At 59.4% G+C, this 22,294-nt stretch carries 24 protein-coding genes and 2 tRNA genes; 10 read left to right on the forward strand and 16 right to left on the reverse strand.

The genetic code is table 11. The annotated features are described in order from the left end of the window. Window positions 1-6: 6 nt before the first annotated feature. The 4 genes from secE to AB4Z24_RS09895 form a co-directional block, all read right to left on the reverse strand. On the reverse strand, window positions 7-204 hold the full coding sequence (gene secE, locus AB4Z24_RS09880; protein ID WP_045837840.1) for a preprotein translocase subunit SecE: 198 nt from the start codon (window positions 202-204) through the stop codon (window positions 7-9). Window positions 205-295: 91 nt separating this feature from the next. Beyond that, window positions 296-371: transfer RNA gene (locus AB4Z24_RS09885), tRNA-Trp, on the reverse strand. Between the two features lie 225 nt (window positions 372-596). Further along, the gene (locus tag AB4Z24_RS09890) at window positions 597-971 is read right to left on the reverse strand and encodes a YbjQ family protein (RefSeq protein ID WP_441707904.1); all 375 of its coding nucleotides are present in this window, start codon (window positions 969-971) and stop codon (window positions 597-599) included. A gap of 148 nt (window positions 972-1,119) precedes the next feature. Further along, entirely contained in the window at window positions 1,120-2,898 is a 1,779-nt protein-coding gene (locus tag AB4Z24_RS09895; protein ID WP_441707906.1) for a putative bifunctional diguanylate cyclase/phosphodiesterase, read from the reverse strand. A 301-nt stretch (window positions 2,899-3,199) separates the two neighbouring features. Here AB4Z24_RS09895 and AB4Z24_RS09900 point away from each other — a divergent pair, with 301 nt between their 5' ends. Further along, a complete protein-coding gene (locus AB4Z24_RS09900) occupies window positions 3,200-4,093 on the forward strand; it encodes a TIGR01459 family HAD-type hydrolase (protein ID WP_441707908.1) in 894 nt (297 codons plus the stop codon). 13 nt (window positions 4,094-4,106) lie between these two features. Here the strand turns inward: AB4Z24_RS09900 and AB4Z24_RS09905 are convergent, their stop codons facing one another. The 3 genes from AB4Z24_RS09905 to mdoH all read right to left on the reverse strand — a co-directional run bounded on the left by AB4Z24_RS09905 (window position 4,107) and on the right by mdoH (window position 7,818). Then, complete coding sequence (locus tag AB4Z24_RS09905) at window positions 4,107-5,126, reverse strand: hypothetical protein (protein WP_441707910.1); 1,020 nt, start codon at window positions 5,124-5,126, stop codon at window positions 4,107-4,109. Between the two features lie 138 nt (window positions 5,127-5,264). After that, a complete protein-coding gene (locus tag AB4Z24_RS09910; protein ID WP_441707912.1) occupies window positions 5,265-6,011 on the reverse strand; it encodes an FkbM family methyltransferase in 747 nt (248 codons plus the stop codon). A gap of 4 nt (window positions 6,012-6,015) precedes the next feature. Then, on the reverse strand, window positions 6,016-7,818 hold the full coding sequence (gene mdoH / locus AB4Z24_RS09915; protein WP_441707914.1) for a glucans biosynthesis glucosyltransferase MdoH: 1,803 nt from the start codon (window positions 7,816-7,818) through the stop codon (window positions 6,016-6,018). Between the two features lie 85 nt (window positions 7,819-7,903). On the opposite strand from mdoH, the gene AB4Z24_RS09920 reads away from it, so the two are divergent. From AB4Z24_RS09920 to AB4Z24_RS09935, 4 genes are read left to right on the forward strand one after another with little or no spacing between them, the layout of a single operon-like run. After that, on the forward strand, window positions 7,904-8,863 hold the full coding sequence (locus AB4Z24_RS09920; RefSeq protein ID WP_441707916.1) for a zinc-dependent alcohol dehydrogenase: 960 nt from the start codon (window positions 7,904-7,906) through the stop codon (window positions 8,861-8,863). Between the two features lie 22 nt (window positions 8,864-8,885). Further along, window positions 8,886-9,290 carry a 6-pyruvoyl trahydropterin synthase family protein gene (locus AB4Z24_RS09925; RefSeq protein WP_441707918.1) on the forward strand — a complete coding sequence of 135 codons (405 nt, stop codon included), beginning with the start codon at window positions 8,886-8,888 and terminating at the stop codon, window positions 9,288-9,290. After that, window positions 9,283-10,329, forward strand: a complete 1,047-nt coding sequence (locus AB4Z24_RS09930) for a glycosyltransferase family 4 protein (RefSeq protein WP_441707919.1) — start codon at window positions 9,283-9,285, stop codon at window positions 10,327-10,329. Before AB4Z24_RS09925 ends, AB4Z24_RS09930 begins: the two co-directional genes overlap by 8 nt. Then, window positions 10,326-11,159: a class I SAM-dependent methyltransferase gene (locus tag AB4Z24_RS09935; RefSeq protein ID WP_441707921.1), complete on the forward strand. Its 834-nt coding sequence runs from the start codon at window positions 10,326-10,328 to the stop codon at window positions 11,157-11,159. Before AB4Z24_RS09930 ends, AB4Z24_RS09935 begins: the two co-directional genes overlap by 4 nt. A 20-nt stretch (window positions 11,160-11,179) precedes the next feature. On the opposite strand, the gene AB4Z24_RS09940 is transcribed toward AB4Z24_RS09935, so the two are convergent. Together AB4Z24_RS09940 and AB4Z24_RS09945 are read right to left on the reverse strand one after the other, a co-directional pair. After that, complete coding sequence (locus tag AB4Z24_RS09940) at window positions 11,180-11,779, reverse strand: cytochrome b (protein WP_441707923.1); 600 nt, start codon at window positions 11,777-11,779, stop codon at window positions 11,180-11,182. Window positions 11,780-11,782: 3 nt separating this feature from the next. Beyond that, window positions 11,783-12,496 carry a RibD family protein gene (locus AB4Z24_RS09945; RefSeq protein ID WP_441707925.1) on the reverse strand — a complete coding sequence of 238 codons (714 nt, stop codon included), beginning with the start codon at window positions 12,494-12,496 and terminating at the stop codon, window positions 11,783-11,785. 127 nt (window positions 12,497-12,623) lie between these two features. Between AB4Z24_RS09945 and AB4Z24_RS09950 the strand changes: the two genes are divergently transcribed. Next, complete coding sequence (locus AB4Z24_RS09950) at window positions 12,624-14,399, forward strand: glucan ABC transporter ATP-binding protein/ permease (RefSeq protein WP_441707926.1); 1,776 nt, start codon at window positions 12,624-12,626, stop codon at window positions 14,397-14,399. On the opposite strand, the gene AB4Z24_RS09955 is transcribed toward AB4Z24_RS09950, so the two are convergent. From AB4Z24_RS09955 to AB4Z24_RS09980, 6 genes are all read right to left on the reverse strand, one after another. Beyond that, entirely contained in the window at window positions 14,396-15,037 is a 642-nt protein-coding gene (locus AB4Z24_RS09955; RefSeq protein WP_441707928.1) for a GTP cyclohydrolase II, read from the reverse strand. The two genes, AB4Z24_RS09950 and AB4Z24_RS09955, sit on opposite strands and share 4 nt — an antisense overlap. A 223-nt stretch (window positions 15,038-15,260) precedes the next feature. Then, a complete protein-coding gene (locus AB4Z24_RS09960) occupies window positions 15,261-15,698 on the reverse strand; it encodes a CoA-binding protein (protein WP_441707930.1) in 438 nt (145 codons plus the stop codon). Next, window positions 15,695-16,129: a VOC family protein gene (locus AB4Z24_RS09965; protein WP_441707932.1), complete on the reverse strand. Its 435-nt coding sequence runs from the start codon at window positions 16,127-16,129 to the stop codon at window positions 15,695-15,697. The genes AB4Z24_RS09960 and AB4Z24_RS09965 overlap by 4 nt, the downstream gene beginning before the upstream one ends. A 1-nt stretch (window position 16,130) precedes the next feature. After that, entirely contained in the window at window positions 16,131-16,946 is an 816-nt protein-coding gene (locus AB4Z24_RS09970; RefSeq protein ID WP_441707934.1) for an enoyl-CoA hydratase, read from the reverse strand. Window positions 16,947-16,998: 52 nt separating this feature from the next. After that, window positions 16,999-17,595 (reverse strand): hypothetical protein, encoded by a 597-nt coding sequence (locus AB4Z24_RS09975; RefSeq protein ID WP_441707936.1) that lies wholly within the window; start codon window positions 17,593-17,595, stop codon window positions 16,999-17,001. A 258-nt stretch (window positions 17,596-17,853) separates the two neighbouring features. Beyond that, entirely contained in the window at window positions 17,854-18,027 is a 174-nt protein-coding gene (locus AB4Z24_RS09980; protein WP_441707938.1) for a hypothetical protein, read from the reverse strand. Between the two features lie 54 nt (window positions 18,028-18,081). On the opposite strand from AB4Z24_RS09980, the gene AB4Z24_RS09985 reads away from it, so the two are divergent. Together AB4Z24_RS09985 and AB4Z24_RS09990 are read left to right on the forward strand one after the other, a co-directional pair. Further along, a complete protein-coding gene (locus tag AB4Z24_RS09985) occupies window positions 18,082-18,522 on the forward strand; it encodes a hypothetical protein (protein ID WP_441707939.1) in 441 nt (146 codons plus the stop codon). Between the two features lie 166 nt (window positions 18,523-18,688). Continuing rightward, window positions 18,689-18,792: transfer RNA gene (locus AB4Z24_RS09990), tRNA-Pro, on the forward strand. Window positions 18,793-18,856: 64 nt separating this feature from the next. On the opposite strand, the gene AB4Z24_RS09995 is transcribed toward AB4Z24_RS09990, so the two are convergent. Next, a complete protein-coding gene (locus tag AB4Z24_RS09995; protein WP_441708279.1) occupies window positions 18,857-19,771 on the reverse strand; it encodes an IS1595 family transposase in 915 nt (304 codons plus the stop codon). A 19-nt stretch (window positions 19,772-19,790) separates the two neighbouring features. Here AB4Z24_RS09995 and AB4Z24_RS10000 point away from each other — a divergent pair, with 19 nt between their 5' ends. Further along, on the forward strand, window positions 19,791-20,696 hold the full coding sequence (locus AB4Z24_RS10000) for an IS1595 family transposase (RefSeq protein ID WP_441708280.1): 906 nt from the start codon (window positions 19,791-19,793) through the stop codon (window positions 20,694-20,696). 584 nt (window positions 20,697-21,280) lie between these two features. Then, window positions 21,281-22,138: a hypothetical protein gene (locus AB4Z24_RS10005; protein ID WP_441707941.1), complete on the forward strand. Its 858-nt coding sequence runs from the start codon at window positions 21,281-21,283 to the stop codon at window positions 22,136-22,138. Window positions 22,139-22,294 lie beyond the last annotated feature (156 nt).

Below are 22,294 nucleotides of genomic sequence, written 5' to 3' on the forward strand. Positions count from 1 at the left end.
CGATTTTCAGGTGCCCACCCCTAAGACGAAACGCACGATATGACTCAACGCCTGATCAACAAGCAAAAAGAAAACAGAGGCGAGCGCGACCATGATGAGCACCATCAAAGTCGTGATCCACACCTCTTTCCAAGTCGGCCAGGTCACCTTCGCGACTTCCTGCCGAACTTCCTTCATAAAGGTTATGGGATTCAACTTCGCCATCAAACTGCTTTCCGTGCGCATAAGCGACAACATGCCGCACCGGCCTCGGCAATTTTACCGGGTCGGTCGGCAGATCAAACCGTCACGAGGCTGGCAGGGGCGGAGGGTCTCGAACCCCCGACCTTCGGTTTTGGAGACCGACGCTCTACCAATTGAGCTACACCCCTAAACGCGATGCGAGCGAAAACCCGATCGTCGAGCAGCCTCTTTCGGGGCGTGCACCCTTAACTGATGTTTGAGGCCTTGTCAGCCCCGCTGGCGCCTTTTTTCTAGGTGCGCCTGCGATAGATCGCATCGGAGGGGCGCTCGGAAGCCGCTCCGATCGCCACCCCAAATCTCTTTTGGCTGTCCTGAGCCCCCCGAAGCCTCGGCCTCGAAGCTTCCTCTAGACGTCACCGGCGGGCGGGCGCCCAGGGTCCCGGGTCGGCCGGGGCCGAGCCGGAGTCCGCAATGGGCTCGATGACGACGGCCGAGCCATAGGCAAGGACCTCGGTCACCGCGGCTGCAATCTCATTGGCATCATAACGCATAGCGATGACGGCATTGGCGCCCATGCTCTGCGCGTGCTCGACGAGAAGGTCGAAGGCTTCCTGGCGGGTGTGTTCGGCAAGCCGCGTATAGACCGAGATGTTGCCACCAAAGAAAATCTGGATCGCGGCGCCGATATTGCCGACGACGCTGCGCGAGCGGACTGTCAACCCGCGCACCAGACCCAAATGGCGAACAATGCGAAATCCTGGAATGTCGTTCGTTGTAACGACCAGCATGGCACTCCCCTTTCGTCCCTATCCGGCCCGGCGCCGGACCTGCCGATTCGCTGCAGGCTAACGCGAGATCAATTTGGTTACGACGGCCGGCGGCGAAATCTTTCTGCGAGCGGCCAGGAATTGGGGGGACGGGCGGACCGGCGTGCGCTCACGCGCTCGCCTGCAAGGCCGAGAAGAGGGTTTCCCGGCATCGGGAGATCGTGGCGACGGTTTCGCCAACAGGAACCGGCTTGCTGAAGTAAAAGCCCTGAACCTCTTCGCAACCGGCTTTCGTCACCATCGCGAGTTGCTCCGCCGTCTCGACGCCCTCGGCGATTGTCGTCATGCGCAGGCGTTTCGCGAGTTCGGCGATCGACTGCACGATGGCCGAGCAGTCTCGCCCGTGCACCCCGCAGCAATCGCGCACGAAAGAGCGGTCGATCTTCAGCTTGTCGAAGGGGAAACTCCGCAGATAGCTCAGCGAGCCGTAGGCAGTCCCGAAATCGTCGAGCAGGATTTTGACGCCGAGTGATCGGAACCGGTGCAGAAGGTCGTGCGTCTTCGGATGGTCGCGCAGCAAGACGGATTCGGTGATTTCGAGCTCGAGACGGCCCGGGGCTAGCCCCGATCCCGCGAGAGCCTCGGCGACGGCGCCATAGAGGTCGCCTTTCTCGAACTGCACCGAAGACAGATTGACCGAAACCTTGATCCCGGCAGGCCATGCAGCCGCGTCCTTGCAGGCACGGCCTAGCGCCCATTTGCCGATTTCGACAATCCAGCCGCTCTCTTCAGCGAAGGGAATGAAATCGGCCGGCGGGATCAGTCCGCGTTCCGGATGCCGCCAGCGTATCAGTGCCTCGAAACTGCTGACGGCACGCGCGGCGACGTCGACGATCGGCTGATAGTGCAGCTCGAACTGCTTCTTCTTCAGGGCAACCTTCATATCGATATCGAGGCGCTTCGCCCTGCCGCACGCGTAATCGCCCTGCGGATCGTAGATTTCGTAGCCGCCGCGTCCCGATATTTTTGCGCGATGAAGCGCGAGGTCGGCGTTCTTCAGTATTTCGTCGGCATTGGCGCCATGCTCGGGAGCGAGCGCGATACTCAGGCTGCCGGTGACGTGCAGCTTGCGGCCGAGAAGCCGCTGTTCGGCTGCTATGGCTGACAGCAACCGCTGCGCCAGGCGCTCGACCTCTTCTCGGGTCGCAGGATCGAACCTTATCAGCGCGAATTCGTCGCCGGCGAGCCGTGCGAGAACATCTGATTTGCGGACGACCTTGGACAAGCGTCTTGCGACACTTTTCAGCAAAGCATCGCCAACCGGCTGGCCAAATGCATCGTTTATGCCTTTGAAGTCGTCGATGTCGATCCAGAGAACCGCGAGAGTTCTGCCGCTTGCAAGGGCGCCTTGAAGCTCGTCGCGGAAATGGACGCGATTGTAAAGTTCGGTCAGCGCATCATGCCGCGCGAGCCACTCGATCTTTTTTTCCGCCTGGCGCTCCGTGGTAATGTCCTCCTGGATGTCGACCCATCCGCCATCCGGCAGAGGCTGACTCGAGAGGAGGATGATCCGGCCGCTCTTCAGATATCTCGTTTCTTGAAATGGCTTGCCTTCGGACAGGGCTATCAGATGTTCGTTGATCCAGCGTTGCTCGAGGGCGCGATCTCCCTTCGCGTCGATACCTCTTTCTATCGACACATGATGGGCGATGATATCCGTGAATGTGGCGCCGGGCTTCGTCAGCTCATCCGGCAGATCAAAAATCTCCCGGTAGAGATTGTTGCAAACGACCAGCCGATGTTCCTTGTCGAAGATTGCCAGGCCACGCACCATGCCGCTCATCGCGCGCTCGAATAGCCCGCTCGTTTGTTTGATCTGCTTTTTTCCGGACCTGTAAGTTCTACGCGCAATAAGCGTGGAGGAACGGCCGCCGGGCTTCATCTTCATCTTTCAGGAAATCGCGTCTTCAGAAATTAATCAGTCTACAAATGAATTAAAATTTTTGCCCATATTGTCGTTCGGTGAGCCAGGCTGCTACTGGCTACTTAGCCAGTCATACTGCGGCATAAGTCTTATGCTCATCCGCGCGGCGGCGTCGCGCTTCGGGATAGCTTTCCGCCATCGGTCCGCTTGGAATGAACTTGATTGCGAACTCGATGGCCGTTAACTCACGGTGACCCCTTCTGCTCCGATCGATCCAATCAAAACCGCGTGTCCAATTCACGCCAGCCCATGTGCGAGACCGAATTTGCGAAAATCATCGTCCGGCCAAGCCCCCAAAGTACCTTCGATCTTGGCGCATGCCGGTCCCCTCCTCGCGCGCTATGACGTCATTTTCTGCGACGTATGGGGCGTCGTCCATAACGGAGCGACGGCCTTCGAAGGCGCCTGCCGGGCACTCGAAAAGTTCCGGGCCGGCGGCGGCACGGTCATACTTGTGACCAACGCGCCCGTGCCCAAGCGGCGCGTGGCCGACATGCTCGCCTCAAAGCGAGTTCCGACGAGCGCCTGGGACGATATCGTTTCATCCGGCGATCTTGCGCTTGACCATGTTGCCGCGCGCGGCTTCCAGACGCTGCACTGCATCGGCCCGCAGGACCGCGATCAAGCCTTCTTCTCGGCACTTCGCGCGCGCTCCGTTCCGCTGGCAGAGGCTGAGGCGATCATCTGCACCGGGCTCAACGACGACCGTAACGAAACGCCCGACGATTACCGGCCGCTTCTCGAAACGGCACTCGCGAGGCGTCTGCCGTTCGTGTGCGCAAATCCGGATCTCGTCGTCGACGTCGGCGGAACGCTTCTCTTTTGCGCCGGAGCCATCGCGGATCTTTATGTCCACATGGGCGGCCCGGTTTTCTGGACCGGAAAGCCTTACCTCAACACGTACGAGACAGCGCATCAAAAAGCCGAAGCGCTGCGCAACGCCAACGTCGAGCGCAGCAAGGTGCTCGTCATCGGCGATGCGCTACGAACGGATCTCAAGGGGGCCGAAAACTACGGCTGCGACGCGCTCTTCATCGCCTCCGGAATTCATCGGCACGAGACTGTCGACGGTATCGACCTCTCGACGGCGAAGCTGTCCGACTTGTTCGGACCGGGCTCGCCGCCGGCTATCGGCGCTATGCTGGAACTCGCCTGGTAGCGTTTCCCGCGCTTTATTTCGATTTTGCGTCCGTCAAAGGCGGCTGTGCCGGCGGCTCGCTTTTCGGGCGCTTCGGTGCCGGACCATCCGAGAAGCTGTTGAACACGATATCGGGCGAGGTCGTGTTGTGCTGAGACGGCGCGAGCCTGCCGATCCAGACATCGGTTGCGCGCGCGTGATCGAACTTCATGATGTTGTCTTCGCGCCAGCCCTTGGCGCCCTGCTCGCGAACAGCGATGCGCGCCGTGTCGTTGTTGAATTCGGTAATGTACATCGATCGCAGCATTGCGAACGGGCCGCCATCGATACCCTTATCGAAGACGACATCGATCGCTTGCTTGTTGGCGTCGACGCTCACCATGCGGACCGCAGCCGAGCCGCCCTTCTCGAACGCGAGATTGAATGTGCGGGTTTTCGGCTCGTACGAAACTTCCTTGATTTTGACCAGCGGGCGGCCATCCTGCTCGATCGGACCGACGATGAAGGACGAGCCATAGGCGGTGGTTCGCATGCTCGATGGGGTCATGGGGCGCGCGCGCCAATAGCCGTCCTGAGGATAGAGTACGAGGACCTCTTCGGCCCCGTCGTCGCGCTTGATCCAGAGTTGCAGCAAGTGGAGACCGCTCTCGACGCGATCCCCGACGCGCACCGTCGTCGTCGCGGGACGCCAGAACGTCGGATAGGAGAAGCCGACGAGCCAAAGCTTTTCGTCTTCATAGAGCGTTACTTTCTTAGGCGGGTTCGGCGCGGCGTAGCTTGGATCGGAAGCCATATCGCAGGCGGTCCAGTCGGCTTCGACGTTTGCGCGCATACCAGCCGAGAGATAGACCGGATGCGCGGCTTCAATTCGAAATGCCCGGACGTTTTTATTGGCCAGCGAGATCGCGACGTTATCCTTCTCAGCGCAGAGAACCTGCTCGCTCTGATTCAAAACGTCGACGGCAAGACCGTCCAAGGACGCGGCATAAGCCGGCATGATCTCGGACCCCAGCAACAACAGCGCGGCGGCCAGCAGGCGAACGTAAAATGGCATTCACGACTCCGTTTCAATTCATTCGGTTTTGCCGGTCTAGGGCGTTTCCGCTTTTCTCTGAAAAGCGAAAACGTCCTAGCCCTTCGTATTGACGCAATTCCGGACGCAAAACCGCTGCGCACTTTTGCTGGAATTGCTCTAGCGCGGCTCGAGCACAGCATAAATGTCGCCAGAGTTCGCATCATGCGGCAGTTTGCTGAGATAGCCGGCCATCTCCGTATCAGAGAGCCAGCGATCGAAGACCAAAGTCTGTCCTTCGCCGAGCGCGACGTTGTAGCCGTAGGCTGCAAGCGACGATAGCCGGTCGAAAGAAGCCATCGCCACATCGCGGGCAATCGTCGTGAACTCGAATGAAAGTGCTTTGAGCGGGCGTGAGAGGCCGCGCAGCACCGCGTCCTCGTAGCCTTCGACGTCGATCTTGACGAAGGCCGGCAGTCCATAGCGCGCGATTAGTCCATCGAGTGTGACAACCTCGATCGGAATTTGCCCGTCCCAGGTCTGGCCTTCCCAGCCTTTCGCGCCTTCGGCCTGGCGAACGAAATCTGGCGAGAGGGTGGAAACGGTCGGGTTCGTCGTGTTGACGAAAAGCTCGCGTGTGCCCGCTTCGGCGCCAACCGCGCGGTCGACGATCTCAACCAAAGGATCGCGACCGTGGATGTGGCTCAGGGCGGAGAAGAGCAATGGCTGCGGCTCGATCGCGACGACGCGCGCGCCGAGACGTCGGAATGACGACACGCGGTCGCCGACGTGGGCGCCGACATCGAAGACGAGATCGCCCGGTTCGACGAAACGACGATAGAGCGCGTCCATCGCACTTCGCGGGGCATCGGGCCCGAGATAGATCCGCAGCGATCGGAACACGCCCTCAAGTGACGGTGACACCATGAACCTAGATCCCTGCCTGCACGGCTCGAATTTCGACAGGCGGTGCGAAGTCCTCGGGAATTCCAGCTATGCCGTGACGGCGAAAGAAGCGGCCGACGGCTGGGCTCGCCGTAAATACGACGAATGGGACAGCGAGCACGTATCCGGCGGTCAGAGGCAGGCTCCATATTACCGCGGCGGGCGAAATCAACGCCATCGCCAGGTAGAGCGACGATCCGAACAGGAATTGCGGCCAAAGCCATCGCAACGCGTCGGCCCAGGTCACGCCTTCTCCGTCGCGGCGTTGGCCGTTCCAAACGACGGATTTACCGATGATCAGGCCGAACATGAAGATGGACGTTCGGATGGTCGTCACGGCGCCGAGGATGAGCGAGAATATGATCTCGATGATCGCGCCCGATGCAAATCGCAGCCAGCCGCCGAAGCGACGGACTTCACCGCGCGTCAGAATGGCATCGACGATACCGGCGAGCTTCGGCGCGAGATGCATCGCCAGAAGCAGCGCGTAAATGATCTCGACCGCGTACCAGGGAAAGTCAGCCTGGTCCTGCGCTCGGAGCATGGCGAGCGGAAAGAGGGCCGCGAGCAGCGTCCACGCTGGAACGCCAAGGAACATCAGGATGGCCCACAGCAGTTGAAAGCGGCTTACCGGCTCGATGCCCTTCATTCCGAGCAATTTCAAATACTGCATGTTGCCCTGACACCAGCGCGCGTCGCGGCGCATGAATTCGAGGGCATCGGGAGGATTGTCTTCATAGGAGCCCGTTTCGACGGGCAGCACGTGAACCTCGTAGCCGGCTTTACGCATGAGCACGGCCTCGACCTGATCGTGCGATAAAATCTGACCACGCTTCAATAAGCCATCCAGCGCGCAATGCTGAAGATAGGGCTCGATGCGCAGGAGCGCGTTGTGCCCCCAAAATGGTCCGCAGTCCCCCACCCACCAGGCTTGCCCCATCGTGTAGGTGCGCATGCCGAGCCGCATGCCGAACTGGAAGATGCGCGCGAATGCCGAGGATGACGGGGTGCCGACGACGAGGCTCTGCAGAATGCCGATTTGCGGATTCTTCTGCATGATCCGCACGAGCGCGACGATGGCCTCTCCCGTCATCAGACTGTCGGCGTCGAGCGGCAGCATGAACTCATAATCAGAGCCCCAGTGCCGTGCGAACTCGCGGAGGTTGCCTGCCTTGAATCCTGAGTTGTCCTTCCGGCGGCGATAGATGATGCGTTCCCGATCCGGATCGGCATTCCGCCATGCGGCGACTTCCGCTTCCTCGCGCCGTATGACGTCCTCGCGATCGCTGTCGCTCAGGACGAAATAGGAGAAGCGAGCGCCCTCGTGCGTGCGGTCGAGGCTTGCCTTCACCGTCTTCAGACGCAGCAGGGCACGCGCAGGGTCCTCGTTGCGCAGGGTCATAAGGACCGCCGTGTTAACCGTCAGCGGCGACTGATCAGCCGCTTCGTCGAGATAGAGTTGTCCGGTTTCGGCCTTCCCCTTTGTCCCATGAAGCTGCCACAGGCCGATGACAGCATTCCAGAAGCCCAGAACAGGCCATGGAGCGCCGAAGGCGAGACAAATGACCATCAAGGCACCGAGAACCGTCCAGCCGCCAGTCGAGAAAATCGCGCCAGCAGCGATTACGATGAGAAGCCACGTCGCGGAATTGAGGAACAGGACGAGGCGACGCCGCTTCGTCAGGGCGGCTATTGCCTCCTGGCCGCGGGGAGTCGTAAGGCTTGGTGCCTCAACGACGATCGTTCCATTAAGGTCCGAGACCCTCTCGTGCTCGGCACCGATCGTCATTACGGAACCATCCTTCGCAATGAGTGACCCGCAGAGCAGATTCGACTCCAGTGGCCAACCCATAAGGCGCAGCCAGGGCCAGATCGTGGTTGCTCGGGCCCTCTGGTACGTCAAGCCTGGCGTCGCGGAAGTACGACCTGAACGCCTGTCTCCGCCTGCATTAGGCGAGGCACGCATCGCAACGGAATATTCCGCAATCAGTCGCGGCACCGAGCGCATGGTCGCACTCGGCGAAATTCCCAAAAGCGAATGGCCGCGAATGCGTGCGCCGTTGCAAGCCGGAGATTTCTCCTTTCCCGTCAAATACGGCTATTCCGCGACTGGGCGCGTCACCGCCGGTCCCGAGAGTTATGCCGGCAAGCGGGTATTTGTGTTGCACCCGCATCAGGACCATTTTCACGCGCCAGAGGGGTTGCTCGCGATCCTGCCGGACAACGTGCCGTCGCGCCGGGCCGTGCTCGCCGCAAATATGGAGACGGCCCTCAACGCCCATTGGGACGCGGGCACGGCGCCCGGCGATCGCATCCTCGTCGTCGGCGCGGGCATCGTCGGTTTGCTGACCGCGCATCTCGCCAGTCGCATTACGGGAACGGAGGTCGCGATCGCCGACATCAACCCGGCGCGGGCAAAATACGCGGAAGCGCTCGGGATCAAGTTCGTGTCCCCGTCAGACGTCCCGGCGGACAACCGCATCGTTTTTCATGCGAGCGCGACAAGCGTGGGGCTCGAAACCGCAATCAACGCATGTGCGTTTGAAGGATGTGTCATCGAGATGAGTTGGTATGGCACGAACCCAGTGACTGTGAACCTCGGCGGCGCGTTCCATAGCCGTCGCCTCAAGATCATCTCTTCGCAGGTTGGGCACGTGGCTCCGAGCCACCGCAACCAGCTCAAACATAAAGACCGGATGGAACGCGCGATTGCCATGCTGGACGACGAGCGTCTAGATGTGCTCGTGGCCGATGACGTCAGCTTCGAGGATCTGCCCTCGATGCTGCCGAAAATCTGGTCGTCGCCGGACCTGCCGCCCATCGTCCGCTATTAATTGTTACAGGTTTCATACATCCATGTACTCCGTCGAAGTTCGCGACCGCATCATGATTGCTCACTCGCTGCCCGATCCATTTTTCGGACCTGCGCAGAACCTGCACGGGGCGACCTACGTCGTCGACGTCGCGTTCTTTCGCGAAAAGCTCACGCCGCAGAACGTCGTCGTCGATATCGGCGCGGCGTTGAAGGTGCTCGGCCAAACGCTCGAACCCCTCGCCTATCAGAACCTCGACGTTCTTCCGCAATTCAAAAGCGCGCTGACCACCACCGAATTTCTCTGTAAATATGTCTTCGATCGCATTGCGAAGGCGGCCGCTTCCGGGGCGCTCGGCGACGACGGTAAGTCGCTTTCGCGGATCCGCGTGACGTTGTCGGAAACCGACTTGGCGCGCGCCAGCTTCGAGGGACCGATCGGTGGCTGAAGCCGTCTTCGCCATTCCTGGAGATTTGAAGGCTACGACCGGCGGCTATGCCTATGACCGGCGCGTCATCGAGCTGCTGCCCGCGTTCGGCGTTCCGGTTTCCGTACTTCCATTGCCGGGCTCGTTTCCGAACCCGGATGCCAACGACCTCGACGAAACGCGGCTCATTCTCGAGAAGCGGCATGCAGACTCGGTGCTTCTCGTCGACGGCCTCGCCTTTGGTGCCTTTCCCGAAAGCATCCTCGGCGCTCTTCGCGGGCGTATCATCGGGCTCGTCCACCATCCGTTGTTTCTCGAAACCGGACTGCCGCACGCGCGCAAGGTGGAATTGAAAGTCAGCGAAGAGCGCGCGCTGCAGCGGGCCAACCACATCATCGTGACGAGCCGCGCCACCAAGCGCATCCTGACCGAGCACATGGCAATCTCGGCCGATAAAATAACGATCGCCGAGCCGGGGACGGATCCGGCGCAACGTGCAACCGGCACCGGCGCACCGTTACAAATTCTGGCCGTCGGCGCGGTTTCGCCGCGCAAAGGGTATGACCTTCTCGTCGAGGCGCTTGCGCCGCTCAAGCCTCTCGATTGGCGATTGACGATCGCTGGCGCGATCGACCGTCATCCTCAGGCCGTCGAGGCCCTTCAAGGTGCGATTGCCAAGAATGGTCTCGAAGATCGCGTCACGCTTGCCGGCAAGGTCGTGCCGGCGACGCTCGAACGGTTTTACGAAAGCGCGGATCTCTTCGTCTCGGCATCGCTCTTCGAGGGATACGGAATGGTTCTCGCCGAAGCGATGGCGCGGGGCTTGCCGATCGTTCTCGCGGCTGGAGGCGCGGCGGCCGATACCGCGGGTGAATTCGCGGCGCTCCATGTCGAGGCCGGCAGTGTCGGCGAACTCACGTCGGCGCTGGAAAAGGCGCTGACCGACAAGAAACTTCGCGATCGGCTCGCGGACGCGGCCTGGGAAGCCGGGCGCACGTTGCCGACATGGCATGAAACGGCACGGCGCATCGCAGCCGTCATTCTGGGATTGCGGCCGTGAGCGATTTTTCGGCGGAATGGCTCGAACTGCGCGAAGCCGCTGATGTGCGTTCGCGCAATCAAAATGTCGCGAATGCGCTGGCGGCGCGATTTGCGCTTCGAGCCGAGCTCAGCGTGCTCGATTTCGGTGCGGGCACAGGAGCCAATCTCCGCGCGACATCGGCCCTGTTGCCGGAGCGGCAGACGTGGACACTTGTCGATCACGAGCCTGCTCTATTGGATGTGGCGAAAGCAAAACTCATCCGGTGGGCGGACCGTCATGAAGTAGATGGCGAAAGGCTCGTGCTCGACAAGGGCGCGCGGCGCATCACCATTCTCTTCAAGGTTGCCGATCTCGCGCGCGATACTGAGGCGCTTCTCGACGACAAGCCCCAGCTCGTTACGGCTTCGGCCTTCTTCGACCTGACGTCGGAAGATTACATCCGGATGCTGGCGAAGGCCGTCACCGGCATCGGCGCTGCCTTCTACGCGACGCTGACCTACAGCGGCCTGCAAAAGTGGACGCCGCACCGGCCTGCCGACAATCAGATGACGGCGGCTTTTCAACGTCACCAGATGCGCGACAAGGGCTTCGGTCCGGCGGCCGGGCCGCTTGCGGGTTCGCATCTGGTCGATCAGTTCCGCATCAATGGACATGTCGTCAGCGAGGGCGAGAGCCCTTGGCGGCTCGAACGCAGTGACCGCATGCTGATCGATGAATTGATCCGAGGTCATGCGGTTGCGGTGACCGAGAGCGGCGGCGTGGACGAGAAAGCCATCGTGAGCTGGCTTAACGTCACGCGGACGGCGGCGTTCGTCGGGCACACCGACGTTTTCGCCGCGCCGCCCTGACGTCGGGCTGATCGCAGCTATCAGCTCGCCCGCTTCGGGATCATCCGCTCGACGACCCGGTCCCTACGCACGAAATGATGATAGACGGCCGCCGCGATATGTATCGAAGCGAAGACGACGATCAGCACAGCGCCTGTCTCGTGCCATTCGAAAATCTCCTTCGAGAGGTCTTCGTTCTTTTCGGTAATGGCCGGCAGATGAACTCCGAAGACGTCGAGGTAGTCGCCGTATGAGATCGCCGTGTAGCCGATGACCGGAACAGCGATCAGCAGCGCATATAGAAGCCAATGGACGAGATGACTGACGCCGGTCAATGCGGGCGGAACGGTCGGATCGGAACGCGGCGCGCCCTGCGTGAGACGATAGAGCAACCGCAGGACGACGAATAGCAAGATCGTCAGCCCAATGACCTTGTGCGAACTGTACAGAGTACCCGTCAGCGCGTCCCAGACGCCTTTGACCGGCTCGCCTTTTTCATTGACGCCCGGCATCTCGTTGCCGCGATAGGCCATGTAAAAGCCGAGCGGCAGCTGAATGAGGACGAGCAGCGCGATCCACCAATGCAGGCCGCGTGCAATCGGCGTGTACGTCGGGATGTCGTATTTCGGATCCTGGGCCATGCGTTAGCCTCGCCGCTGATGCCTTAGATCACAATCGAACAGCACATCGCCGCCGTCAAGAACGCTCACTGTAGTTTCAGGCCGCAGCGCCTCGCCGACGCTACGGATAGGCTGCAATGAAAGTCCTGGTATTCCCGACCCAAATATCAGCGGGGCCACGAGAATGTGTATCCTGTCGACTGCTCCGGCATCGATGAAATGCGAGATCGTGATGCCGCCGCCTTCCACCAGAATTCTTTTAAGGCCACGCTTGAAGAGCGCATCGACGATGTCGCTGGGTTCAATGCGCGAAGCGGACGATTTTATGACAAGGCCTTCCGCGCCCTTCGGCACCGCCGCTTCGCTGCCGGTCACGACGAGACACTTGCTCTCGCCTGTCGCCAAGCAGCGCGCCGACGCCGGCAGGCGCCCTCTTGGGTCGATGATGACGCGGACCGGCTGCGGGCCGTCAACACGCCGGACCGTCAGCTGCGGATCGTCCGCGATGATCGTGCCTATGCCGACGACGACGGCATCGACGCTGGACCTCAGGCGGTGCAAATGGTCGAGTGCGGCGGGGCCGTTGATGTAATTGGAGTCGCCGCCGATCGTCGCAATCCGGCCGTCGAGAGATTGGCCAAGCTGCGCGACCACGAAAGGCCGGTCACGCGGCGCGGCGACGATCGGTTCGAAAACCGATTGCAAAGACACTTCACTGTCAATTTTGCCGGATGTCATGAGATCTCAGAATGATATAAGGCGGTCGAATGACCGTGTCGCCGAATGATCGTAACCGTGGGCCGCTCCGGGATTTCGCACTTCGTCCACTGGCATTCCTTCCTCCCAACTCTCATAGCACCCGGTCATGACTTCTAAGCCGCTCGGCCTTGTTGAAATCTACCGGCGCGCGCTCGCGCTTTTGGCTCCCGAGAAATATCTGGCGATGGGCCTCGCGGCAGCGGGCGTTGTGATCGCCGTTACGCAACTTGCCGAGCCCATTCTCTTCGGCAAGGTCGTGGACGCGCTGAGCAAGGGCGAAAGCGCCTACTTCTACATCGGACTTTGGGCGCTGCTCGGGCTGTTCGGGATTTTTGCAGGCGTCATCGTCGGGATCAACGCGGATCGGCTGGCGCATCGCCAGAAGCTCGCGCATCTCGCCCGCATCTTCGAGAAAACGATTGCTTTGCCGCAAAGTTCGCTCGCTTCGCGCGGTTCCGGCGCGACGATCAGAACGATCCTCTCGGGCATGGGTTGGCTGTTCTGGCTGTGGCTCGGCGTCATGCGCGAGCAGCTGGCGGTCGTGTTCGCCATCATCCTCCTTGTGCCGACGGCGTTCGCGATGGACCCGCGGATGGCGGCCATTCTGTTGACGCTCGCCGCCGCGTACACGCTGATGCATGTCATCGTGGTGAGGCGCACAGCCGTCGGGCAGGCGGCCGTCGAGGAGCACGAGACGGCGCTTTCGAGCCGCGTCGTCGATGTCATCGGCAATGTGACGGTCGTGCAGAGCTACGCGCGGCTCAAGGCCGAGGGCGACGCACTTCGCAGCCTCGCGAACGATCTCCTCACCGCGCAATATCCGGTGCTGACGTGGTGGGGCGTGCTGATGGTATTGCAGCGCTCGGCCGCGACGCTGACGATGGTCATCATATTCACGGCGGGCGCTGTTCTCGCCGGGCGCGGCGAGCTAACCGTCGGCGAGATCGTCAGTTTCGTCGCATTCGCTGCGCTGCTGATTTCGAAGCTCGATGCGCTATCGGGTTTTGCTGTGCGGATCGACCAGCAGGCGCCGACCATCACAGCATTGTTCGCGCTGATCGACGAAGCCGGAGCGCCAGCGGACGCACCGGGAGCCAAGCCGCTGCGCACGGTCGATGGTGCCGTTACCTTCGACGACGTGACCTTTCGCTACCCTGGCGGCTCGCAGGGCATCAGTGACTTGTCGTTCGACGCCAAGGCGGGAGAGACGATTGCTTTCGTCGGTCCGACGGGATCGGGCAAGTCGACGACGATCGGTTTGCTGCAGCGCTTCTTGAAGCCGAAATCCGGACGCATCCTGATTGACGGCCAGGATATTTCAGGGGTCACGCTGCAGTCATTGAGAAGCGCGATTGCGGTCGTTTTCCAAGATGCAGGGCTCTTCAACCGATCGATCGGCGAGAACATCCGCATTGGCAAGCCGGATGCGACGGACGCCGAGGTCGAGCACGCCAGCCGGCTGGCGGAGGCGCACGACTTCATCATGCGGAAGCCCGGCGGCTATGACTTCGTGATCGGGGAACGCGGCTTGTCCCTATCGGGGGGCGAGCGTCAGCGCATCGCGATTGCCCGCGCCATCCTGAAGGACGCGCCGATCCTCATTCTCGATGAAGCAACGAGCGCGCTCGATTCCGAGACGGAAGCGAAGATCAAGCGGGCGCTCGATACGCTGCGGGCGGGCCGGACGACATTCGTCATTGCGCACAGGCTATCGACGGTCGCCGATGCCGACCAGATCTTCGTTCTCGATCAGGGGAAGATCGTGGAGAGCGGGCAGTTCGTCGAGCTTGCGGAACGCGGCGGACTTTTCTCGCGCCTCGTCGCAGAAGGCGGCTTCACCGTTCCGAAGACGACCGAGAAGCCACGTGCGCCAGGTCTTTAAAGCTTGTGGGCCATACGCGCGCGCTTCGTCTCGAGATAGCGCTCGTTGAACTTGTTCGGCATGGCGACGATGGGCAGCCGCTCGACAACGCGGATGCCATGCGACTTGAGTGCCAATTCCTTCGCCGGGTTGTTTGACAGCAGCTTGATTTCCGGCATTTGAAGGTCGCTCAGGACGCGAGCGGTCAGGCCGTAATCGCGACTATCGATCGGTGCGCCAACCTCGATGTTGGCTTCGACGGTATCCAATCCCTGATCCTGCAGCGCGTAGGCCTGGATCTTCTTGAAGAGACCGATGCCACGGCCCTCATGATAGGGCACGTAGATGATCGCGCCGTAGGGAACCTCGGTAATGATCTTCAGCGCGGCTTGAAGCTGCTGGTAGCAATCGCAGCGAAGCGAATGAAAGATGTCGCCGGTCACGCAGCCGGAGTGAACGCGAACGACCGGGATCGGAGATGCGCCATTCATCTTGCTGGCATCGCGATGAACGAGCGCCAAGATCTGCTCTTCATCGGTGGCGCCGCGATACGCGTGGGCTTCGAGCATCAGCTCTTGGCCTTTGAATTCAATCGGCAGAATGGTTTCCACCGACCAGTCAGCTGGCAGTTGCACAGACGTCAAGGTACCCGACTTCATTGTTTACCGTAGCTCCGGGAGCTCAAAAAGGCATATGCCCCATTTGTCGAGAGAAGGCAAAGTTTCGTACCTACGTCGGGCTCCGGGTTGTTCCTAAGGGAACAGCCAAGCCAGATTGTGTTGCCGATGCGCATAGTTGGGCATGCTCTCGGCAAAGATTTAGAAGGTCAGGATGACGCGGGTCAGTTAACGACCGGATCCCCTTCCGGCATATTGGAAGTTCTCAGCGTCGCATCAGCCGGGCGAATTCTATTTTCGGGCAACGGTCCATGACGACGGTAAAGCCGGCGGCGCGTGCGCTTGCAGCCGCCTCCTCGTTGATGACGCCGAGCTGCATCCAGATCACGCTGGCGCCCGTGCTTTTCTTCACCGCGATTGCATCGCGCAGGATCTCGGGCACGGCGGCGGAGGCGCGGAATAGGTCGACGACGTCGACGGGCGCGGGCACGGCGGCCAGAGTTTCATAAACCAATTGGCCATGAATGGTCTTGCCTGCGATGCCGGGATTCACCGGCTTCACGATGTACCCCTGGTCGATGAGAAAACGCATGACGCCATAGCTCGGGCGTTCCGGCTTTGCCGACGCGCCGATGACGGCGAATGTCTTGACCCGCTTCAAGATCGCGCGGACGTCATCGTCGCTCAGTCCGTCGATGCTCATGGCGCCGGTTCCGGAAGCGTGACGCGTCCCTCAGCATCAAGCGGCATGAAAGGGTTGTGGGCGATCTCCCAGAGGTGGCCATCAGGATCGGCGAAGTAGCCGGAATAGCCGCCCCAAAAGGCTTTCTGGCCGGGCTTCAACAGCTTTCCGCCAGCCACGACGGCTTCGTTCAAAACCCGATCGACGTCGGCTTCCGAGTTGACGTTATGAGCGAGAGAAATGCCGGAGAATCCGGGCTCGCTCACCGGCAAGCCCGCGTCCTTCGCCAAGGCGTCGCGGCCGAAAACCGAAAGCACAATCCCGCCCAGGCTGAAGAAGGCTACGTCAGCCTGGCTGGCGGCAGACGCGCGAAGGCCCAGCGCTTCATAGAATTTACGAGATTTTCCGACGTCTTTGACGCCCAGGGTGACAAACGAAATCCGAGACTCCAACTCAACGGTCCTTCCATTCGGGCTTACGCTTTTCGATGAAAGCACAGATGCCCTCGCCTGCATCGGCCTCCATCATATTTTTGACCATCACCTCGCTCGCGTAGGCGTAGGCCTCGTCGAGCGTAAGCTCGGCCTGCCGATAAAAGGCCGTCTTGCCGATTGCAACCGTCGCTTTCGATTTGGAGGCGATCGTGCGGGCCATGTCCAAGGTGACCGTCATGACATCGTCCGCCGGGACGACGCGATTCAAGAGACCGTAGGCGAGCGCATCGGCTGCGGAAATCGGTTCACCGAGAAGCAGCATTTCCATTGCGCGCTTGCGCGCGACATTGCGGGAGAGAGCGACCATCGGCGTCGAGCAGAAGAGGCCGATATTCACGCCCGGAGTTGCAAAGTCTGCCGTCTCGGCAGCAACGGCCAAGTCGCAGGTCGCCACGAGCTGGCAGCCCGCCGCCGTCGCGCGTCCCTGCACTGCTGCGATGACCGGCTTCGGACAGGCGACGATGGCACGCATGACCGCCGAGCACGACGTCATGGTCTCCCGGAAGAAGGCTTCGCCGCCATCGGGGTCGGCGCGGCGGGCGGTCAGTTCCTTCAGGTCGTGACCGGAAGAAAAGACCTGGCCGGCGGCGGCAAGAATGATGACGGCGACAGATTTATCATTGCCAAGCCGTTCGATCTCTCGCTGCAATTCGCTCAGCAACGCCCGCGAAAGCGCGTTGCGCGCTTCCGGCCGGTTCAATGTGAGGCGGACGATGCCGGGTTCGACGGTGTGTGTCAGGACCAATTGGGTCCCGACATTCGAACGTTCTTGCATGCGAGAACCTGCCAGTTCGCGGCGTGTTCGCCGCTTCCGTCGGCGCGCAGTTCTACTGCAGCGCCTTCTCGATTTCGGCCCGATGCGCCTTCACGAGGTCGACGTTCTCTTTGTACTGCAGTTTCGGCGTCGTGCCGATCGCTTCATTCAGCTCATCAAGAAGCTGCTTCTTGTCGGCTTCCGGAATGCTGTTGTCCTTCTGGACGTCGTCGCGCTCCTTTTTCAGCGCATCGACCGGGTCGACGAAATTGCCTGTCGTGGTATCGAGCCCAGCCATGACGATCGAGATGTTCGCCGCGACGTTATCGAGCTCTGCGAAGTTCGTGAAGCCGTGCTTCGTCGCGATGCTTTCCAATTCGGTCTGAAGAGCGGAATCGGGCTTGTCGCCGGCGGCCTGGATTTTCGATGCGATTGCCGCGAGATCCGTCTGAGCGGCGATGAAGCGCGTCACCTGCTCGTCCGTCAACTTGATCTGCTTGACATCGTCGGACGGTGACGGAGTGGCGGCGGTCGCTTGTGCTGCGCCTTGCTCGGCTGGCGCTGCCTTCGGTGCGGCCGCGTCCTCAGCCGCAGCAATCGACATCGCCGCGCATAGTCCTAGGCCGCCAATGAATACGCGCACCGCCGTCCGGGTCAGAGAGACCGCCATCGTGTTGCTCCACATTGCGCCCGCCTCTTGCGAGCGATTACCGTTCGAACTGATACGCCGACTAAGACAAGAATAAGAAGCGTTTACCTCAAACCGCCCCGAATTTCGGACTGCGCGGGTCCGAGGCCTTCCCTTGATCTATCGCATGCTGGATTTATCGCCAATGAACAAGGCGGGCACTGCACTGGGGGAGGTTTTTGGCGATATCATCCTTGACGTACCCAATAGTTCCGCGAATTAGACGGCTGATTTTTCAAGCTATTTTTTGGGCTTTTTACGCGGCGGCATGGCCGCTTTGAATGCTTTTTCGAACTCCGCACCACTTTCGTCGGCTTCGACGGCTTTCGCCGCCTCTTTGAAGCGTCGAAGCCGCTCTGCAGGGTCCAATTCCGGCTCTTTTCTTTTAGGCATGTCATCACCTGAATCGTTCAATGGATCATATTTACCCTACTTGACTGACCCACATGTATCGGCTAGATCGGTCGAATGAGCGATACGAATGAACAACCGAACGCAGTGGCCAACGCGCTTCAGCAGGCTCGAACGGGCCTTCACGATGCTACACTGCACTTGGAACGTACTCTCTACACGTTGGGGTACGACGCGGGATTTAACGCCGGATGGGATGCCGCGTGGAGGCGCTTCACAGCGGCTCTGCAAGAACAGCAACCACCTCCGCCGGAACAACCCGCCAAAAACCCCGAACCTCCGCCACCGCAGCCCCAGATAGAGAAGCGATCCGCGAAAGAGATTGTCTGGCAGATCGTGAATGAAACGCCTGGGTTGCGCGGTGTCGAGATTGTCGATGCTGCGCGGAAGGTGGACCCTTCCATTCTTGAACGAACGGTGCGGACTGCGCTGCATAGACTGAAGACGGAAGACGAAGAGATCCTCAATACAGACGGGCGTTGGTATCCCGTCATTTAAACGGCATGCCTCTTGTTCTGCGTTTGGGGGCCAAACAGCAACGGCGACAACCGGTGAAGCAGTTGTCGCCGCTGATAGCAGAGAAAGGAGGTGTTCCGTTATGGAACCGCCATAACTCGACTGAAAATGTGAGGAGAGGTTTCGGCCTCTCCTCAGGCCATGCGTTGCCTCTGTGGCGAAACAAGTAGACGCGCCAGCCTTGGGAGCTGGTGGACCGCCTTTGGTCGAGGCGATCGGTCCGTGCGGGTGCAAGTCCCGCCAGGGGCACCACGCGTAGAATGTATAATATGTTGATTCTGCAGTCAATTTCTTTAAATCAGCCTAGTTCAATGAGTTAGGTTTTAGTTTTCGACGTTGGTTGGCGATACGTCAGGCGCTTGCCCGATATTCCTTTGAGGGCCTTGTCGGCTCTTTCTTCGTCGTCAATGCCAAGACGCATGCGGTTCGAGTATCGGAAATCGAATTCGCTCAGGTAGCGATGCAAGTGCTTCTGCGAACAGTGCTGATAAATTCCCTTCATACCTCTCTTGAATATTGAGTAGTAACCCTCAATCGTATTCGTGTGAATTTCACCCCGGCCGTACTGTCCAGCGGAGTGATTGACGAATACGTGCAGGTATTCCTTGTCTAAGCTCCGATAGTAGCCAGCATCATCCGTTACCACGCGCGCCTCAGCCGCTAAATTTTCCCGAATAATCGGCATTATGTTGGCTCGAGTGGCTTCATCGATATGGAAGCTTCTCGCCTCGCCTTCGCGGCTAACGAGCGTCAGCACCGCATTTTTGTGATGCGGCCCCTTGCCTACGACTTTGCCTTTGCGGCCAAGGAACGTTTCGTCGATTTCAACAATTGAACCGCCCCCGCCTAATGGCGAAAACCCGCCAACCCGCATGGCTTCGCGAATGCGCTGCGACAAGAACCACGCACTCTTGAGGGTTATCCCAAGGGTGCGATGCAGTTGATTGGAGCTGATCCCCTTCTTGCTCGACGAAAGCAGAAAGAAGGCCTGAAGCCAGACAGTCATCGGCAAATGACTGTCGTGCATGACAGTGCCGATTTTCACGGTAAAGGGCTTCCGGCAGGCGTAGCACTTGTACGTCCCGATCCGCGTGGACTTGCCCTTCATCTTGGAGATGCGGTCGCTGCCCTCGCAATAAGGGCATACGGGCCCATCTGGCCAGACTCGCGCCTCCACGAAGCGGTACGCTTCTTCTTCATCGTGGAAATATTTCGCTGAAAGGGCTGTTATGGCTCATTTCTCCTATTCAATGAATAGGCCAAAATGTTGGGTACGTCAAGTATTATATCGGCGCGGCGGCAAGGAACGCATCTATAAGTTGAGCGGCGTCCGAACGAAGCCGAGCAAGAAAAACCCGGAAGGCGTCGAGCGTCCCGGTCTCAAGAAGTGCGGCCATTGCCGGAAGCAGTTCACGGTCCGCGTTGGCACGGTTTTCGAGTCCAGCCACATCCCGCTGCACAAGTGGTTCCAGGCCGTGCATTTGATGTGCTCGTCCAAGAAGGGCATTTCGAGCCATCAGCTCCACCGCACCTTGGAGATCAACTACGAAGCCGCGTGGTTCATGAGCCATCGCATTCGCGAAGCGATGCGCTCTGGCGGCTTGCTGCCTCCTATGGGTGGTGGCGGATCGATCGTGGAAATCGATGAGACCTTCATCGGCAACAAGGGCAAGGTCCGCAAGGCTGGCACGGCCCACAAGCGCGCCGTCCTGACCCTCGTCAGCCGCGACGGCGAAGCCCGCAGCTTCCACATCGACGAAGCGAACCAAGAGAACATCTTGCCGATCATCCGCGAGAACCTTGCGCAGGAGGCCAAGGTGATCACGGACGACGCCGGTGTTTACCGCAACCTCGACAAGGAATTTCTACACGCCTTCATCAATCATTCGGCGGGTCAGTATGGACGCGGCGAGATCCATACGAACACGATTGAAGGCTACTTCTCGATCTTCAAGCGCGGCATGAAGGGTGTTTATCAGCACTGTTCAGAAAAGCACTTGCACCGGTATTTGGCGGAATTCGATTTTCGCTATAGCAATCGCGTGAAGCTTGGCGTTGATGATGCGGAGCGCACGGTGAAGGCGCTTATGGGGATCAAGGGCAAGCGGTTGACATATCGACAGCCTGACAGCGCAAATTCCCGTGCCGAGCGGTAAAGGAAAGCAGCGATAGGATGTCCGACCTACCGCCATCAGAGAAACCTTGCCAGCTACTTACTAACCCGCGCCCAGACGGGACCGTTGAGTTCAAAATTGTTACTGACAACACAAACTTGTTGGCTGGAGTGTTGGCTCCTGACCAAGTCGGCGTCATCGCAAGCAATCTCCTAAGGGCCTCGCACGCTGCGTTCTTGGCATCTGGGAAGCCGCTCCCAGGTATCAACTTAGTAAATCGTGATCCAGTACCAATGTCCCGCTGGAACTTTGGCAGATTTCGCTCGAACCCGGGCATTATTGTTCAGATTGGAGAGAGTATTGTACCACTCCAAGTGAGCGCCGCGGACTTGCGGGCCTTAACGCGCGCCCTATTCGCGGCGACTCAAATGCAACCTTCGACATCAATTTGGATGCTCTTGGCCCATGCCGCATCTGATATCTGGGCCATATGCAAATCAATCGTGAGCGAAATAGTTCTCCGAGCTAAGAAAAAGTCTCGGCTAATTCTCAGTCGCATTCGGTATGCTCTCTCCAGGAAATCCTACCATCCGTTTAGGAAGACGACACTATCGCCAGATCACGGCGTGAAGAAGTACGAGAGTGTCAGCGAGTGCATTTACTGCGGCGCTGACACCTATTCCACAAAACCAAATATTCGTCGGCATCCCTTAGGAGGGGAACACATTATCCCGGAAGGCATCGGTGGAACTCTTGAGCTGCCGCAGGCCAGTTGCCAAGAACATGAAGACATTACCGGTCGTATGGTCGAGGGTGATGTTCTTGGTCGAACCATGAAGGCCTTGAGGGTATTTCTTCGTCTCAAGAAACCTGGCAGCGGACCGCATCCTAACAAACTTCCGCTTGAGACGACAGTCGACGGACGACCTACTATCGTCCAAGTCGATATAGATGATTACCCAATTGTGTTTTCAATGCCTAATTACACCCCATCTTCATTCACCGCCGAAAATGATGGTCCTGGCCGCGCTTTCGAAGGTATGAGCGTCGCGATACTAAGGCACGATCAAGCCCTGTTACTGAAAAAATATAACGTGTCTAATTTCGCGACGGCCTATTGGGATAACCAGATGCTTTGCAGAATGCTCGCCAAAATCGGTCACGCATTCGCCGCTGCCGAGTTGGGAAGCGCTAAATTTCGACCTATATTATTAGACTTGATATGCAGAGGCGACACAAAGAGCATGAGCCTGATTGGCGGGGAGCCAGTCCAGACGATTGCGCCAAAATCGAGTTCGCTTCACGAGATTGAACTCGGCTATCAGCGTTCAAACGGGAAGACCTATGTTGTCTCTCGCATACGCTTATTTGCTCGTTACGGAGGGCCGAGATATTATGTAGTCGTTGGCGAATCTCTCGAAACGCCCATCGCAAGAGCTAGAAGAGTTTTTTCCAGCAAAATCTCACGTATTCCTTTCCTGTAGTACTCTCGTTCCTCTTCTAAAAGATCTGGCCACGCCCCGCGACCGGTCGGATCAAGGCGCTCGAACCGCAGATAAAGGCATTCTGCCAAAGCATCAATTGCGCCATCCTGGGTCATCATGCGTCCCCATCCTCGGGATGAGTGACACTTCGAGCCG

Origin of the sequence: Hyphomicrobium sp. 2TAF46, from assembly GCF_052114865.1 — a bacterium.
GTDB lineage: Bacteria > Pseudomonadota > Alphaproteobacteria > Rhizobiales > Hyphomicrobiaceae > Hyphomicrobium_B.

Excerpts from the sequence above, each read along its gene's own strand:
- secE (WP_045837840.1), bottom strand. The coding sequence starts at position 204 with ATGGCGAAGTTGAATCCCATAACCTTTATGAAGGAAGTTCGGCAGGAA.
- AB4Z24_RS09890 (WP_441707904.1), bottom strand. The coding sequence starts at position 971 with ATGCTGGTCGTTACAACGAACGACATTCCAGGATTTCGCATTGTTCGC.
- AB4Z24_RS09895 (WP_441707906.1), bottom strand. The coding sequence starts at position 2,898 with ATGAAGATGAAGCCCGGCGGCCGTTCCTCCACGCTTATTGCGCGTAGA.
- AB4Z24_RS09905 (WP_441707910.1), bottom strand. The coding sequence starts at position 5,126 with ATGCCATTTTACGTTCGCCTGCTGGCCGCCGCGCTGTTGTTGCTGGGG.
- AB4Z24_RS09910 (WP_441707912.1), bottom strand. The coding sequence starts at position 6,011 with ATGGTGTCACCGTCACTTGAGGGCGTGTTCCGATCGCTGCGGATCTAT.
- mdoH (WP_441707914.1), bottom strand. The coding sequence starts at position 7,818 with ATGACGATCGGTGCCGAGCACGAGAGGGTCTCGGACCTTAATGGAACG.
- AB4Z24_RS09925 (WP_441707918.1), top strand. The coding sequence starts at position 8,886 with ATGTACTCCGTCGAAGTTCGCGACCGCATCATGATTGCTCACTCGCTG.
- AB4Z24_RS09940 (WP_441707923.1), bottom strand. The coding sequence starts at position 11,779 with ATGGCCCAGGATCCGAAATACGACATCCCGACGTACACGCCGATTGCA.
- AB4Z24_RS09945 (WP_441707925.1), bottom strand. The coding sequence starts at position 12,496 with ATGACATCCGGCAAAATTGACAGTGAAGTGTCTTTGCAATCGGTTTTC.
- AB4Z24_RS09950 (WP_441707926.1), top strand. The coding sequence starts at position 12,624 with ATGACTTCTAAGCCGCTCGGCCTTGTTGAAATCTACCGGCGCGCGCTC.
- AB4Z24_RS09955 (WP_441707928.1), bottom strand. The coding sequence starts at position 15,037 with ATGAAGTCGGGTACCTTGACGTCTGTGCAACTGCCAGCTGACTGGTCG.
- AB4Z24_RS09960 (WP_441707930.1), bottom strand. The coding sequence starts at position 15,698 with ATGAGCATCGACGGACTGAGCGACGATGACGTCCGCGCGATCTTGAAG.
- AB4Z24_RS09970 (WP_441707934.1), bottom strand. The coding sequence starts at position 16,946 with ATGCAAGAACGTTCGAATGTCGGGACCCAATTGGTCCTGACACACACC.
- AB4Z24_RS09975 (WP_441707936.1), bottom strand. The coding sequence starts at position 17,595 with ATGGCGGTCTCTCTGACCCGGACGGCGGTGCGCGTATTCATTGGCGGC.
- AB4Z24_RS09985 (WP_441707939.1), top strand. The coding sequence starts at position 18,082 with ATGAGCGATACGAATGAACAACCGAACGCAGTGGCCAACGCGCTTCAG.
- AB4Z24_RS10000 (WP_441708280.1), top strand. The coding sequence starts at position 19,791 with ATGAATAGGCCAAAATGTTGGGTACGTCAAGTATTATATCGGCGCGGC.